This is a genomic window from Pseudomonas sp. WS 5410 (assembly GCF_012985645.1).
GTDB classification, from domain to species: Bacteria; Pseudomonadota; Gammaproteobacteria; order Pseudomonadales; family Pseudomonadaceae; genus Aquipseudomonas; species Aquipseudomonas shahriarae.
The window spans coordinates 36706-50331 of the sequence record NZ_JAAQWS010000018.1 but is presented as its reverse complement, the minus strand read 5'-3'; the positions used below and the strand labels follow the sequence as shown (position 1 = coordinate 50331).

The window sequence follows — 13626 nt, the reverse complement described above, 5'->3', positions numbered from 1 at the left end:
CCCGCGCACGCGTGGCGCCACCATCGGCGCCATGAACAATTTCGCCGCCCTCTCCCGCATGCTCGAAAACCTCATCCGCCTCGGCGTCATCGCCGAAGTCCAGATGGTGCCCCCGCGCGTGAAGGTAAAGACCGGCGAATTGACCACCGCCTGGCTGCCCTGGCTGGCCCTGCGTGCGGGGGCCGACCGTGAGTGGGACCCGCCCACCGTCGACGAGCAGATCATCCTGATCAGCCCGTCCGGCCAACTCGCCAATGGCATCGTCATCACCGGCCTACCCAGCGATCATATTCCCGCCAACGGCAACCGCCCCGGCCTGCACCGCCGCACCTATGCCGACGGGACGGTGATCGAGTACGACAGCGTCGCCCACCACCTGAACGCCACCCTACCCGACGGCGGCACCACCAACTTAACCAGCACGGGCGGCATCAACATCGTCGGCCCGATCACGCACCACGGCGACTACACCCAAACCGGCAATCAGAACGTCACCGGTACCGTGACAGTCACCGAAGACGTTATCGCGGCCGGTATCAGCGTGGTCAATCACCCGCATGGCGATGTTATGCCCGGTAGCGGCAAGACGGGGAAACCAGAATGAACCGAGAAACCGGCGGCGCCATCGGCGATCTGGACCTCATCAGCCAGTCGATTACCGACATCCTCACCACCCGGATCGGCACCCGCGTCATGCGCCGCGAATACGGCAGCCTGCTGCCCGAGCTGGTGGACCATCCCTTCAACGATGCCACCCGCCTGCGCGTGTACGCAGCCACGGTCATGGCGTTAATGCGCTGGGAGCCGCGTATCAGCCTGAACCGGGTGCAGTTTCTCGGCGCCAATCTGCAAGGCCAATCGGTGCTGGACCTGGACGGCACCCTGGTCGACACCAATGAGCCGTTGAGCATGAGCCTGCCGCTGCAATTGGGGGCCAGTGTATGAACACGTTCGCCGCCATCGACCTCAGCCTGTTGCCCGCGCCTCAGATCGTCGAGCAGATCGACTACGAGCAGATCCTTGCCGAGCGCAAGGCCTACGCCATCAGCCTGTGGCCGGCAGAGGAACAGCCAAAAATCGCCGCCCGCCTTGAGCTTGAGTCGGAGCCGCTGACCAAGCTGCTGCAGGAGAACGCTTACCGCGAAACGATCTGGCGCCAACGGGTCAACGAAGCGGCAACCGCCAATCTGCTGCCCTTTGCCAAAGGTTCGGACTTGGACAACCTGGCCTCCAACTTCAACGTCAAGCGCCTGGTGATTCAGGAGGGCAATGCATCAGCATCCCCGCCCATGGCGCGTGTCATGGAAGATGACGACAGCTTGCGCGAACGCACGCAGATGGCCTGGGAAGGCCTCAGCACCGCCGGCCCGCGTAACAGCTATATCTTCCACGCCCGCGCTGCTGACGGCCGTGTTGCCGACGCCACGGCGGAAAGCCCTTCCCCAGCCGTGGTCGTGGTGACGGTCCAGGGCATGCTGGCCGACGGGAGCGCAGAACCTGGGCTGTTGGCCGTGGTTAGCGCCTATCTCAGCGATGATGACCGCCGCCCCGTCGCCGACCGCCTCACCGTCCAGGCCGCGCAGATCCTGCGCTACCAGGTCAAGGCCAAGCTCTACCTGAAAACCAGCGGCCCAGAAACTGAGCCTGCCCGAGCGGCTGCCGAACAACGCCTGAAGGACTACGTCCACCAGCGCCGCCGACTGGGTATGGAAGTCTCAGAATCGGCGATCCACGCCGCGCTGCACGTCGAGGGCGTGCGCAAGGTCGAGCTGGAGAACTGGGTCGATATTGCCGCCACGCCTTATCAGGCGCCGTTTTGTACCGACATTAAATTATCGGTTGGGGTTGAGTGATGGGCACCCAACACCTGCTACCCGGCAACTCGACGCAGTTGGAGCGTGACGCGGCCGTGGCACTGGCGCAGATCCAACGGGTACCCATTCCGATTCGTCTGCTATGGAACCCGAACCTGTGCCCGCTCGCTGTGTTGCCGTACCTGGCCTGGTCGTTTTCGGTCGACCGCTGGGACAGCACCTGGTCGGAATCGACCAAGCGCGCAGCCATCCGTGCTGCGTACTACATCCATTCGCGCAAAGGCACCATCGGCGCGCTGCGGCGCGTGGTCGAGCCCTTGGGCTATCTGATCGAAATCATCCAGTGGTGGGAGGACGTGCCGGCCGGCGTACCGGGTACCTTCAAGCTCAAGGTCGGCGTGCTGGACACCGGCATCACCGAAGAGATGTATCAGGAACTGACCTTCCTGATCGATGACGCCAAACCCCGCAGCCGCCACCTCACCGGCCTGGCCATCAGCCTGGAAACCACCGGCAGCTTCTATATCGGCGCCTGCGTCAGCGAAGGCGATGAACTCAGCGTTTACCCACCGACCCAACGCGACATCGAAGTCAGCGGCTATCTGCGCCTGGGCGGTCGCGAACATCACATTGATACGATGGACATCCTCCCATGATCGACCAGAACAGCCAGTTTCAAGCCATTCTTACGGCCATCGGCGAGGCCAAGCAGGCGAACGCGGACGCCCTCGGCATCCCCTGGACGTTCGCACAGATGGGCGTGGGTGATGCCAATGGCACCGACCCATTCCCCGACCGCCTGCAAACCAAGCTGATAAACGAGCGACGCCGCGCGCCGCTCAACCAGCTCAAGCCAGACCCGAAAAACGCCGGCATCATCATCGCCGAGCAGGTTATCCCGGAAAACGTCGGCGGTTTCTGGATTCGAGAGATCGGCCTCTACGACACGGACGGCGATCTAGTGGCCGTCGCCAACTGCGCGCCAACCTTCAAGCCGTTGCTGACGCAAGGATCTGGCCGGACACAGATTATTCGGATGAATCTGATCGTTTCCAGCCTCGCCAACATCGTGCTGAAGATTGATCCGGCGGTAGTGCTCGCTACCCGCGAATACGTTGAGCTAAGTATTGACGCGGTGCTGCCTGGTAACAAAGCACCGGGGACTTATCAACAAGTCACCATCGATAAGCATGGAGTTGTGGTCTCGGGCAGCAACCCCACAACGCTCAAGGGTCACGGTATCGAGGACGCGATCAGCTCCACGCCACAATTTGGAACTGCAGGGGCTATCGCGGATATAGCAAAAACCACCGTAGGAACGTACACAAGTGAAACCACGGATAAGCCACCGTCCTCCGGTTGGGGGGTGTTTCTACGGATAAAATATCCGGGGGCAAATTCCGCACTCGATATTGCCGGTGACGTTTCAGGCGGTATGGATGTTCTTTCTTTTCGGCGAGTGTTGCCGAATGGCTCTTATGTGTGGCGCACCGTCTTCCACGATGGGAACTTTAATCCCGCGTTGAAAGCGAACTTGGCGAGCCCTAATTTCACCGGGAACCCTACGGCGCCTACAGCGCCCCCTGGTAGCAATTTCGGCGAATTGGCAAACGCTGCGTTCGTCTGGGCCTCGATCAATACATACGCGACCACCGTCACCGCCTCGTTAGCGACCAAGGCCAACTTGAACAGCCCGGCGATGACGGGTATTCCCACGGTGCCTACAGCTGCGCCGGGAACAAATACGCTCCAGGTAGCCAACACTGCCTTTGTCGCTGCTGCACTGGCCGCATTGGTCGATTCATCACCGGGCGCACTGGACACGCTGAACGAGCTGGCAGCAGCGCTGGGGGACGACCCGAACTTCGCTACCACCATGACCAATGCGTTGGCCGGCAAGGCGAACAAGGGCACGAAGTTAGCTGATTACGGCATCTTGGATGCGTACCGTGTCGTGGATGTTGACTACAGGTTGAATGCAAAGGCCGACAAAGGGCACTTCCTGGCGGACTACGGAATTCTTGACGCGATACGCAATGTAAACCCGCTGACAGGTGGGAACATTGATATTCATGGCGAGGCCTTTGCGCTTGTGACGTCCGCTCTTGAGTCCTCCTTGGCTCAAAACTGTTACTGGAATGGTGCTGACTGGGTACGTCATAACGAAGCTCTACCAGCGGCATGCATCGCCGTTCAAAACGGGGTGGCGTTTGTTCGAACTGCACCACCGGGAGTTGGCCCGATTACTTTTAGCTCCGCTCCGCTGTGGACATCTGCAAACGCGACGGTAACGAGTTCTGCTGGAAACGGAATCCTTCGCCTCCCGAATGGCTGGATAGAGCAGGTGTTCGAATCAACAGAAAGCGTGAGCGCGACTGACTATCGTTTTTTCCCCGTGTCATTTCCAAACGAATGCCTTGGCGTTTTCCCGATTCTTCATAGCGGCACATACGGGGGGTATGCAAACAACAGCGGCCTCGTCGTCGGTGACGTCACCAAGGATCGGTTTGCGATCAGTGCCGGCGGGAACTTCTCGCCCGAGGGTCGTTTCCGCATACTCGCAATAGGGAGGTAATGCATGAAATTTTATTTCAGTCCTTCAACGACTACCTTTTTCCGATCAGACATCCATGGGGAACCTGGCAGCGATGACTGTTCGATACCGTATTACGTACGCGAGGTGTCGGTCGAAGTGTTCGAGCGAATGTCGCGGGTCCGGCAGGAAGGTGGCCGGGTTGTTCCTGACGAAGAAGGGCTACCGATTGCCGCGCCGGCCCTGCTCCCAACCAGTGAGCAACTGGCCGAAACGGAACGGCGCTGGCGAGACCAGGTGATATCCACCAGTGAGTGGATAGTCACCCGCCATCGTGACGAGGTGGACATGGGTCAGGAAACCCAGATTACGCCTGAGCAATTTTCAGAGCTGCTGAGGTACAGGCAGTCCTTGCGGGATTGGCCGACAGCAGAAGGCTTTCCAGCCGCCGAGCTGCGCCCGACTCCACCGGACTGGCTTGCTGCCCAAGCAGAATAGGCGCGGAGAAATTCCGCGCACGCCGTCTTAGACTTTGTAATCCCCTTCCCTACAACCCGCCGCGCTCGCCCAACCGGCGCGCGCGCGGCAGCCTGTGCACTGTCATTCCATCACAGCGCAGGCAACCACCCATGGCCGGTTCAGACTATCTCCACGGCGTGCGGGTCATCGAACTCAACGACGGCACCCGCCCCATCCGCACCATCTCCACCGCAGTCATCGGCCTGGTTTGTACGGCTGAAGATGCAGATCCACTGATGTTTCCGCTGGACACCCCGGTACTGCTGACCAATGTGCAAAGCGCCATTGCCAAAGCCGGCGTCAAAGGCACCCTGGCATCCAGCCTGCAAGCCATCGCCGACCAGACCAAGCCCTACACCATCGTGGTGCGGGTCAAGGAAGGCGCCGACGAAGCCGCCACCACCAGCGCCCTGATCGGCACCACCACCGCCGATGGCAAGTACACCGGCATGAAAGCCCTGCTCGCCGCCAAGGCCCGCGTGGGCATGACGCCGCGCATTCTCGGCGTGCCTGGTCTCGACAGCCAACCGGTGGCCACCGCCCTGGTGTCGATTGCCAAGGACCTGCGCGCCTTTGCTTACGTCAGTGCTTGGGACTGCAAAACCAAGGAAGAAGTGGTCGCCTACCGCGAAAGCTTCGGCGCCCGTGAAGTGATGGTGATCTGGCCGGAGTTCCAGAACTGGAGCACCGTCACCAATGCGACCATCACCGCCTCGGCAGTGGCACGCGCCCTGGGCCTGCGGGCCAAGATCGATCAGGAAATCGGCTGGCACAAGACCATCTCCAACGTCGCCGTCAATGGCGTGACCGGCATCAGCGCCGACGTGTTCTGGGATCTGCAAAACCCGGCCACCGATGCCAACTACCTCAACAGCAACGAAGTCACCACGCTGATCAACGAGGGCGGCTTCCGCTTCTGGGGCAGCCGTACGTGCAGCGACGATCCGCTGTTCGCCTTTGAAAACTACACCCGTACCGCGCAGATCCTTGCCGACACCATGGCCGAGGCGCACATGTGGGCGGTCGACAAGCCCATGCACGCCTCCCTGGTGCGGGACATCATCGAGGGCGTTAACGCCAAGTTCCGCGAGTGGATTGCCCAGGGCTACCTAATCGGCGGCAGTTGCTGGTACCCCGAAGACATTAACGACAAGGACACCCTCAAGGCCGGCAAGCTGACCCTCGACTACGACTACACCCCAGTGCCGCCCCTGGAAGACCTCACGCTTCGCCAGCGCATCACCGACCGTTACCTGATGCAGTTCGCCAGCCAGATCAACAGCTAAACCGGGCCTCCCCGCGAGGGGAGTTAACCCTGTGCCATACCCCCGGAGAACACCGCCATGGCCCTGCCCCACAAGCTCAAAAACCTCATGTTGTTCAACGACGCCAACATCTACCGTGGCTTGGTTAAGTCCGTCACCCTGCCCGCCCTCGGCCGCAAAATGGAAGCCTATCGCGGCGGCGGTATGAATGGCCCGGTCAAGGCAGACCTGGGCTTTTCCGATGACGGCATCCAGTTGGAATGGAAAACCGGCGGCCTCGATCTGATCAGCCTCAAGCAGTTCGGCGCAGTCAACGCCTCGGGTGTGGCCCTGCGCTTTTCCGGCGCCTATGAGCAGGACGACACTGGCGAAGTCAGCGCCGTGGAAATCGTGGTGCGTGGCCGTCACGAAACCATCGAAATGGGTGACGCGCAGCCAGGCGAGGACACCGAGTATTCCATCACCACCACCTGCACCTACTACAAGCTGACGGTCGATAACGAAGAAATCATCGAAATCGACCTGCTCAACTTCATCGAGAAGGTCGGTGGCAAGGACATGCTGGAGAAACAGCGCAAGGCCATCGGGGTCTGATCCCCGCCCTCGATCGACAACCCCACACGTTCATCACTAGGAGCTTTTCCAATGAAAACAGCCGCCACCGAACAACCCGACCTCCAGCCACTTGCCGACGACAACACCGTCGTCCTCGACTCCCCGATCCGTCGCGGCGTCACCACCATCGAAAGCATCACCTTGCGCAAACCCAGCTCGGGCGAGCTACGCGGTGTGAGCCTGGTGGAACTGCTGCAAATGGACGTCGCCAGCCTGATCAAGGTCGTGCCGCGTATCAGCAGCCCAACCCTCACCGCCATTGAGGTCTCCGGCATGGACCCGGCCGATCTGCTCGCCCTCAGCAGCAAGATCAGCGGTTTTTTGTTGCAGAAGTCGGCGAAGACGGATGCATCCCTCGTTGCGTAGAGGACGCCATGGCCGATCTGGCCGTGGTTTTTCACTGGGCACCGGCTGATATGGATCAGTTGGGCCTGCAAGACCTGATGGACTGGCGCGAGCGTGCCAGGGTGCGGAGTTCCACCGATGGCAAATGATCTGAAACTTCAGGTGCTGCTCAGTGCCATCGACAAAGCCACCCGCCCGCTGAAGCAAATCAACAACGGCAGCCTGGAGACCGCCCGCGCACTCAAGGCTGCCCGCGACCGCCTGAAGGAACTCAACACCCAGCAGAAAGACTTCACCGCCTGGCGGTCGCAACGCGCAGCTGTCGAGCAGACCAACGAGGCGTTGAATGCTGCGCAGGCCAAAGTCAAAACCCTCAGCCAGCAGTTTGCCGCGACCGGCGTGCCGACCAGGGCAATGGCGAAGGATTTTCGAACGGCCGTGCGCGAGGCCCAGCGGCTGAAACAGCAGCACCAACAGCAGAGCGAGCAGCTCCAGGGGCTGCGCTCCCGACTGTATGACGCGGGTATCAGCACCAAGAACCTGGGCACGCACGAACGCCAGCTGCGCGAGCAAATCAACGCCACCAACGCCAGCATCAGTACGCAGGGCAAGCGAATGGCCGAGCTGGCCGCCCAGCACAAGCAGGCAGCTACAGCCCGCAGTCAGATGGAGAAAACCCAGAGAGCAGCCGGCAACCTGGCAGTCAATGGGGCTGCTGGATTGGGTGTGGGATACGCGGCAAGTCGGCCCATCATGGCGGCAGTCAGGGCCTTTGCTCCCAATGAAGACTCAGCCACCCAGCTCAAAGTGTCCATGATGGGCGACACCGGCAAGGTGTCAGAGGACTTCCAGAAGATCACAGAGCAGGCCACTAAGCTCGGCGACCTCTTGCCCGGTACCACTGCCGACTTTCAAAACATGATGACCATGCTTCGTCGCCAGGGCCTGAGTTCGAAAAATATCTTGGGCGGTACTGGTGAAGCCGCCGCCTACCTCGGCGTCCTGCTGAAAATGGAAGCGACTCAAGCCGCTGAGTTCGCCGCCAAGATGCAGGACGCTACGCGCACCACTGAAAAAGACATGATGAGCCTGATGGATACCATCCAGCGAGGGTTCTACGCGGGTGTTGATCCGACCAACATGCTTGCTGGCTTCAGCAGCATTTCGCCCGTGATGGACATCATCAACAAGTCAGGTTTGGAGGCAACCAAAAGCCTGGCACCACTACTGATCATGATGGATCAGGCCAGTATCGAGGGGAGCAAAGCAGGTAATGCCTTCCGAAAAATATTCCAGGCATCGCTGAAGAAAAGCAACGTCGACAGCATCAACAAGATGCTCGCAGACAAAGGGCAGAAAATCAGCTTCAGCTTTACCAATGAGGAAGGAAATTTCTCTGGCGTGGAGAACCTTTACGCCCAAATCGACAAGATCAAGGATCTGAATCAGGTCGATAGAACAGCGGTCATCGGCAAGCTATTTGGCGACGACGCAGAAACCATCACGACCCTCAACGTCATGATGAACAAAGGGCTGGCCGCGTATCAGCAGGTACAGCAGCAACTACAAACCCAGGCGGATCTACGCACCCGCGTCAACGAACAGTTGGGCACACTGACCAACGTGATGGAAGCCGCAGAGGGCAGTCTTACCAACGCCTTGGCCGAATTCGGCGCGGCCGTCGCGCCCGACTTGAAAGACCTGATTAAAACGCTGGGCGACATCGCCAACAGTGTCGGAACTTGGGCACGAGAAAATCCGAAGTTGGCTGGTGGTCTGGTGAAGGCAGTGGGCCTTGTGGCAGTCCTGGCGTTCAGCTTCGGGGGTCTAGCATTGACCATGGCGAGTCTGCTGGGACCATTTGCCATGCTGCGCTATGGCATGACCATGTTTGGCATACAGGGCGGCGGTGTTTCCAAAATGGTGAAGGGGCTATTCCCTACACTGACTGGACTTGCTCATAACATATTTCCGATGTTCACCCAGGGCATACGCCTGCTCGCCACAACCATGGGGGGTGCGCTTTTAACCGCCCTTCGCACCGTAGGGATTGCACTGTGGGGGCTGGCAGCAAACCCGATTGTCCTGGTCATCGCCGCCGTGGTTGCCGCCCTGGCTGCAGGCGCCTACCTGATCTACACCAACTGGGACGCGGTGAAGAACTACTTCGCCAACGCCTGGACCGAAATCAAGGCAGGGTTTAGCGACGGGATCGGCGGCATCATCAACACCCTGGCCAACTTCAGCCCCATCGGCCTGATTTACCAGGCCTTCGCTGGGGTGTTGAGTTACCTAGGCGTGGATCTGCCCAGTCGATTTACCGAGTTCGGCAACATGATCGTCAACGGCCTGGTCAATGGCCTCATGGCTGGACTTGGCAGCGTCAAGACGGCCATCAGCTCAATCGGCGACGCCAGCATCGGATGGTTCAAGGAAAAGCTCGGCATACACAGCCCTTCGCGGGTGTTCGCAGAGTTGGGCGGGTTCACCATGGCAGGCCTAACAAAAGGCCTGGAGGGCGGCCAGAAAGGCCCCCTCGACGCCCTGAGCAGCATGGGCAAGCAACTCACAGCGGCCGGCACCCTCGCCCTGAGCGCCACCGCCATGCCGGCGCTGGCCGTGGATGACCGCCCGCCCATCAGCAGTTCGCCGGCAGCAGCCACGTACGACAGCCACGACGTGTATCAAATCAACCTGCCAGCGTCGCCGAGCATGGACCTGCAAAGCATGGAAAAGAGCCTGCGCGCCATGCTCAACAAGATCGAAAACGAAAAAAAGGCGCGCCAGCGCAGCAAACTCTCTGACCGGGAATAATCACCATGATGTGTACCCTCGGCATGTTCGTGTTCAGCCTCTCCACCGCCGCCTACCAGGAGCTGCAGCGCCAAACTGATTGGCGCCACGCGAGCAACAACCGCGTCGGCGCCGCTCCTGCGCGGCAGTTCGTGGGCCGTGGCGACGACTCCATCACCCTTCCCGGCATCATTTTCCCGGAGCTGGCCGGAAGCGCCCTCAGCCTGGACGCCCTGCGCCTGATGGCAAACACCGGCAAGGCCTGGCCCATGGTCGAAGGCAGTGGCCGGATCTACGGCCTGTGGGTGATCGAAAGTCTCAGCGAAACCAAAACCATATTCTTCAGCAACGGCACGCCACGACGCATTGAGTTCACCCTGAGCCTTAAACGCACCGACGATGACCGTATCGATCTGCTCGGCGCTGCCACCAACATCGGCGTCAACATCCTGCGGGGGTTGCTGTGATCGAAGCCGCCCTGTCCAAGGTCACCGGCTACCTCAAGGACACCGCCCAGCGCTTCATCCGCGACGCAGCCTACCCGGTGCCGGCGTTTCGTCTGTCCGTGGACGGCCTCGATATCGCCCAGAAGATCAGCCCGCGGCTGATGAGCCTGGAGCTGACCGACAACCGCGGCGTCGAGGCCGATCAACTCACCATCACCCTCAGCGACCACGACGGCCTACTGACCATCCCGCCCAAGGGCGCAGTGTTGCGGCTGTGGCTGGGCTGGAGTGATACAGGCCTGGTAGACAAAGGCACCTACACCGTCGACGAAACCGAACACAGCGGCGCGCCGGATGTCCTGAGCATCCGCGCCCGCTCGGCGGACCTGCGCAAGGGCCTGAAGACCAAACGCGAGCGCAGCTGGAGCAACACCACCCTCGGCGAAGTCCTGGGCGATATCGCCATCGGCAACAACCTCACCGCCACCATTGCCGGCGCCCTGGACGGGTTGTCCATCCTGCAGCTCGACCAGGCAAACGAATCCGACGCCAACCTGATCAGCCGCCTGGGCGAAGAATTCGACGCGGTGGCCAGCGTCAAAGCCGGCTGCCTTCTGTGCCTCCCGGCCGGTGGCGGCAAGACCGCCAGCGGCCTGGATCTGCCCCACATCACCCTGACCCGCATCGACGGCGACCAGCACCGCTACCTGCAAGCCGACCGCGACAGCTACGACGGCGTGCGCGCCTATTACTACGACGTCAACAGCGCCAAGAAACAGGAGGCCATTGCGGGTGGCGGCGACAACCTTAAAGACCTGCGCCACACCTACAGCGACCAACAATCAGCCCTGCGCGCTGCCCGTGCCGAATTCAGACGCCTGCAACGCGGCAGCGCCACCCTCAGCTATACCCTCGCCATGGGCCGGCCAGACCTGATTCCCGAACTGACCTACACGCTCCAGGGCGTGAAGGCGGAAATCGACGAGATCATCTGGTACGGCGGGAATGTGCAGCACAGCCTGACTGCGGACGGTGGTTACACCGTGAGCCTGGAGCTGGAGAGCAAGTTGCCCGAGGATAATGTGGAGGATCTGGCAGAGGAAAACGCGGGGGATTACACAGGGATCATTGCGTACTACCGGGATGAGAAAAGCGGGAAGGAAAAGACAATCACGGCGGGGGATCAGGCGAAACTGAGGCGGTTGCGGTGGCTGTATGCCAGTGAAAAGACGGCCAAGCGTGCCGTAGATCGGGAGTGGAGGAAAATGCAAGCGGCAGAGGCGTGATTTTTCGCCCTACCCAAAAAGCAAAACCCGGCAATCGCCGGGTTTCAATGGACAGAACTACACCTACTTAGTCAGTAGCTGAAGCACCTGGTCAAAACGGTTATTTACAACCCAAGCCAAAATCGCAACGATGACCAGTGAAGCGCCTGCAAAATACGCCAGTCGGTTTTTGATGATTTTCACATCACCACGGACCTCATCCAAATCTCTACGGATGTACTCTACGTGGGTTTCAAGCTTCGCTACGCGCGCTTCCATTGGATCGTCTCCCGGTGGTCCCGGTGGGGTTCTGGTTCCATTATCGTCCCCACCTCCCGTTCTGTCACCATCAAAGCGACCAGGGTACCTATCACTCAGGTTAACCAGTTCAAACGGCTCGCTCATGGCGCCTCCTTTGGCGGACCGACTTCAATTACATCGGGCTCGACAAGAACACCGTCCAATGCTGCAAGGGCATGCAGACGCATGAACCCACAATTTTTGCAATAAAGCATCACCGCAGCAGGACCACTCAGAGCAAAATTTTGTCCAAACGCCCATGGAATTCTTACACCAGTAGAGCCTGTAACGTGCGGTAAAGCCCAATCATCGTGACCACAAAATGGGCATTCCGGTTTTGTTATGCGCTCTTTGAATATCTGCTTCAGACGATCTGTATCAAGACTTTGATAATCGTTAGACACGTGCCCTCCTATGCTCTGGGTCAACCTCAATCAAAACCCCGACACAGTGCCGGGGTCATAGCTCACTGGTCAGGTGCGTACACAAAAACTTCCAACAATCGCATTACATCAGTTTGCCGCTGGACGCTGATCGCCCTGAACAATACAAGCAACCTCATTTCCTGCTCGCTAAGGCAGTTCGCATCTACGACTGACACTCTGCTTTCCGACACACCGCTGTTCTCCATCATGCGAATACTCCTTTCACACACAACGAGAGCCCGGTGCCAACACGGCACCGTCAAGGTCTCCCGGAGAACAACGGATGTTCATCACAAAATCGGTGTGTCATCAGCTCACGAACAAAAAACTGTGAGGCTTTGTAACGTTACAACTGCCCAGGTCGAGCCCGAACATCAAGAACCTGGTTGTTCACCGGATTGAAGTCGCATTCATAGATGTGCTTTTGGAAGGCGCCAAAGCCGTTCTGAAATTCGATCTTGTCACCGATGAAAGTCAGCGTGCCTTGCTCTTGATTCAGCCAACGGAAATGGCTGAACTTCGTCTCGAAAGTGCCATCAGTCCAGCGGGAGGTGTATTTGGCCAGGCGAGATACCGGATCTTTGCAGTAGATACTGGCGGCAATTCCGTACTTGTCTCCCGCGCACTGTAGGTCCTTACGGCAGGCAGCTTCATCGACCTTGGTTTTTTTATCATCCGCTTTATCGCTTTCACCGCCAGAGCACATTGAAACGACGATAGCGATGATGATCACCAAAAATATGGCCCCTCCAACAGCGCTTCCCGTGGAAACACCTGGATTTGCCACACCGCAGTTAGGGCATGTTTTCGCCGATGTATCGACATTATGTTTGCAGGACTTACAGGGCTTCAGCGCCATTCCTCTACTCCTTTGAACTTCCTTGAAAAACCGGCCATCTTGGTCGGTGTGTTACTTCCGTTCGCCTAACCTCAGCTAATCGGCTGCTGCCCTACCCACTACTGCGAACGCCAAGGCCATGCGTAGCAAAACCTGGCGATCTTCTTCAGTGACGTGCTGATAAGCAGCCAGCAACTCTGAAGCATCAGCACCGATGCTGTCGGTCGACCGCGGCTTACGCTCGCCAGTAACCACATAAAGAATGTCCACCCCTTTCCCAGCCACAGCTGCGAGGTAGACCGCATCTGGGCTTCGTTCACCTTTCTCGTAGTTGTACTGGCTATTTTTCGAAGCCCCTGCGACGGCCGCAAATTCAGTCTGACTGAACCCTAAGCGCTCCCGTTCCTCTTTGAGGCGGTCACCAATACCCACATTTGTCTCCATCAAGACTTGACGATCCCACGAACA

The 13626-nt window shown here is 59.3% G+C and carries 17 protein-coding genes; 13 read left to right on the top strand and 4 right to left on the bottom strand.

Translation table 11 applies throughout. From position 1 onward, the window contains the following. The first annotated feature begins 31 nt into the window (after positions 1-31). From HBO24_RS22985 to HBO24_RS22920, 13 genes are all read left to right on the top strand, one after another. Positions 32-604 carry a phage baseplate assembly protein V gene (locus tag HBO24_RS22985; protein WP_170060378.1) on the top strand — a complete coding sequence of 191 codons (573 nt, stop codon included), beginning with the start codon at positions 32-34 and terminating at the stop codon, positions 602-604. Continuing rightward, entirely contained in the window at positions 601-945 is a 345-nt protein-coding gene (locus tag HBO24_RS22980) for a GPW/gp25 family protein (RefSeq protein ID WP_092231639.1), read from the top strand. The genes HBO24_RS22985 and HBO24_RS22980 overlap by 4 nt, the downstream gene beginning before the upstream one ends. Further along, positions 942-1853, top strand: coding sequence for a baseplate J/gp47 family protein (locus HBO24_RS22975; protein ID WP_170060377.1), 912 nt, complete (start codon positions 942-944; stop codon positions 1851-1853). Before HBO24_RS22980 ends, HBO24_RS22975 begins: the two co-directional genes overlap by 4 nt. Further along, positions 1853-2470 carry a phage tail protein I gene (locus tag HBO24_RS22970; RefSeq protein ID WP_170060376.1) on the top strand — a complete coding sequence of 206 codons (618 nt, stop codon included), beginning with the start codon at positions 1853-1855 and terminating at the stop codon, positions 2468-2470. Before HBO24_RS22975 ends, HBO24_RS22970 begins: the two co-directional genes overlap by 1 nt. Next, positions 2467-4389 carry a phage tail protein gene (locus HBO24_RS29685; protein WP_262152998.1) on the top strand — a complete coding sequence of 641 codons (1923 nt, stop codon included), beginning with the start codon at positions 2467-2469 and terminating at the stop codon, positions 4387-4389. The genes HBO24_RS22970 and HBO24_RS29685 overlap by 4 nt, the downstream gene beginning before the upstream one ends. Positions 4390-4392: 3 nt before the next feature. Beyond that, the gene (locus HBO24_RS22955; RefSeq protein ID WP_170060375.1) at positions 4393-4845 is read left to right on the top strand and encodes a phage tail assembly chaperone; all 453 of its coding nucleotides are present in this window, start codon (positions 4393-4395) and stop codon (positions 4843-4845) included. A gap of 131 nt (positions 4846-4976) precedes the next feature. Continuing rightward, entirely contained in the window at positions 4977-6152 is a 1176-nt protein-coding gene (locus HBO24_RS22950) for a phage tail sheath protein (protein WP_170060374.1), read from the top strand. A gap of 57 nt (positions 6153-6209) precedes the next feature. Further along, positions 6210-6725, top strand: coding sequence for a phage major tail tube protein (locus HBO24_RS22945; RefSeq protein ID WP_170060373.1), 516 nt, complete (start codon positions 6210-6212; stop codon positions 6723-6725). A 51-nt stretch (positions 6726-6776) separates the two neighbouring features. Continuing rightward, on the top strand, positions 6777-7112 hold the full coding sequence (locus tag HBO24_RS22940) for a phage tail assembly protein (RefSeq protein ID WP_170060372.1): 336 nt from the start codon (positions 6777-6779) through the stop codon (positions 7110-7112). Between the two features lie 8 nt (positions 7113-7120). Next, entirely contained in the window at positions 7121-7240 is a 120-nt protein-coding gene (locus HBO24_RS22935; RefSeq protein ID WP_029293885.1) for a GpE family phage tail protein, read from the top strand. Then, on the top strand, positions 7230-9905 hold the full coding sequence (locus HBO24_RS22930) for a phage tail tape measure protein (protein WP_170060371.1): 2676 nt from the start codon (positions 7230-7232) through the stop codon (positions 9903-9905). The genes HBO24_RS22935 and HBO24_RS22930 overlap by 11 nt, the downstream gene beginning before the upstream one ends. 5 nt (positions 9906-9910) lie before the next feature. Beyond that, a complete protein-coding gene (locus HBO24_RS22925; RefSeq protein WP_170060370.1) occupies positions 9911-10351 on the top strand; it encodes a phage tail protein in 441 nt (146 codons plus the stop codon). After that, complete coding sequence (locus tag HBO24_RS22920; protein ID WP_170060369.1) at positions 10348-11616, top strand: phage late control D family protein; 1269 nt, start codon at positions 10348-10350, stop codon at positions 11614-11616. The genes HBO24_RS22925 and HBO24_RS22920 overlap by 4 nt, the downstream gene beginning before the upstream one ends. Before the next feature lie 63 nt (positions 11617-11679). On the opposite strand, the gene HBO24_RS29680 is transcribed toward HBO24_RS22920, so the two are convergent. The 4 genes from HBO24_RS29680 to HBO24_RS22900 all read right to left on the bottom strand — a co-directional run bounded on the left by HBO24_RS29680 (position 11680) and on the right by HBO24_RS22900 (position 13590). Continuing rightward, positions 11680-12000: a hypothetical protein gene (locus tag HBO24_RS29680; RefSeq protein ID WP_258571530.1), complete on the bottom strand. Its 321-nt coding sequence runs from the start codon at positions 11998-12000 to the stop codon at positions 11680-11682. Then, complete coding sequence (locus HBO24_RS22910; protein WP_170060368.1) at positions 11997-12299, bottom strand: hypothetical protein; 303 nt, start codon at positions 12297-12299, stop codon at positions 11997-11999. Before HBO24_RS22910 ends, HBO24_RS29680 begins: the two co-directional genes overlap by 4 nt. Before the next feature lie 367 nt (positions 12300-12666). Next, positions 12667-13179 (bottom strand): zinc ribbon domain-containing protein, encoded by a 513-nt coding sequence (locus HBO24_RS22905; RefSeq protein WP_170060367.1) that lies wholly within the window; start codon positions 13177-13179, stop codon positions 12667-12669. A 75-nt stretch (positions 13180-13254) separates the two neighbouring features. Further along, positions 13255-13590 carry a helix-turn-helix transcriptional regulator gene (locus HBO24_RS22900; RefSeq protein ID WP_170060366.1) on the bottom strand — a complete coding sequence of 112 codons (336 nt, stop codon included), beginning with the start codon at positions 13588-13590 and terminating at the stop codon, positions 13255-13257. Positions 13591-13626 lie beyond the last annotated feature (36 nt).

Excerpts from the sequence above, each read along its gene's own strand:
- HBO24_RS22985 (WP_170060378.1), top strand. The coding sequence starts at position 32 with ATGAACAATTTCGCCGCCCTCTCCCGCATGCTCGAAAACCTCATCCGC.
- HBO24_RS22980 (WP_092231639.1), top strand. The coding sequence starts at position 601 with ATGAACCGAGAAACCGGCGGCGCCATCGGCGATCTGGACCTCATCAGC.
- HBO24_RS22975 (WP_170060377.1), top strand. The coding sequence starts at position 942 with ATGAACACGTTCGCCGCCATCGACCTCAGCCTGTTGCCCGCGCCTCAG.
- HBO24_RS22970 (WP_170060376.1), top strand. The coding sequence starts at position 1,853 with ATGGGCACCCAACACCTGCTACCCGGCAACTCGACGCAGTTGGAGCGT.
- HBO24_RS29685 (WP_262152998.1), top strand. The coding sequence starts at position 2,467 with ATGATCGACCAGAACAGCCAGTTTCAAGCCATTCTTACGGCCATCGGC.
- HBO24_RS22955 (WP_170060375.1), top strand. The coding sequence starts at position 4,393 with ATGAAATTTTATTTCAGTCCTTCAACGACTACCTTTTTCCGATCAGAC.
- HBO24_RS22950 (WP_170060374.1), top strand. The coding sequence starts at position 4,977 with ATGGCCGGTTCAGACTATCTCCACGGCGTGCGGGTCATCGAACTCAAC.
- HBO24_RS22945 (WP_170060373.1), top strand. The coding sequence starts at position 6,210 with ATGGCCCTGCCCCACAAGCTCAAAAACCTCATGTTGTTCAACGACGCC.
- HBO24_RS22940 (WP_170060372.1), top strand. The coding sequence starts at position 6,777 with ATGAAAACAGCCGCCACCGAACAACCCGACCTCCAGCCACTTGCCGAC.
- HBO24_RS22935 (WP_029293885.1), top strand. The coding sequence starts at position 7,121 with ATGGCCGATCTGGCCGTGGTTTTTCACTGGGCACCGGCTGATATGGAT.
- HBO24_RS22930 (WP_170060371.1), top strand. The coding sequence starts at position 7,230 with ATGGCAAATGATCTGAAACTTCAGGTGCTGCTCAGTGCCATCGACAAA.
- HBO24_RS22925 (WP_170060370.1), top strand. The coding sequence starts at position 9,911 with ATGATGTGTACCCTCGGCATGTTCGTGTTCAGCCTCTCCACCGCCGCC.
- HBO24_RS29680 (WP_258571530.1), bottom strand. The coding sequence starts at position 12,000 with ATGAGCGAGCCGTTTGAACTGGTTAACCTGAGTGATAGGTACCCTGGT.
- HBO24_RS22905 (WP_170060367.1), bottom strand. The coding sequence starts at position 13,179 with ATGGCGCTGAAGCCCTGTAAGTCCTGCAAACATAATGTCGATACATCG.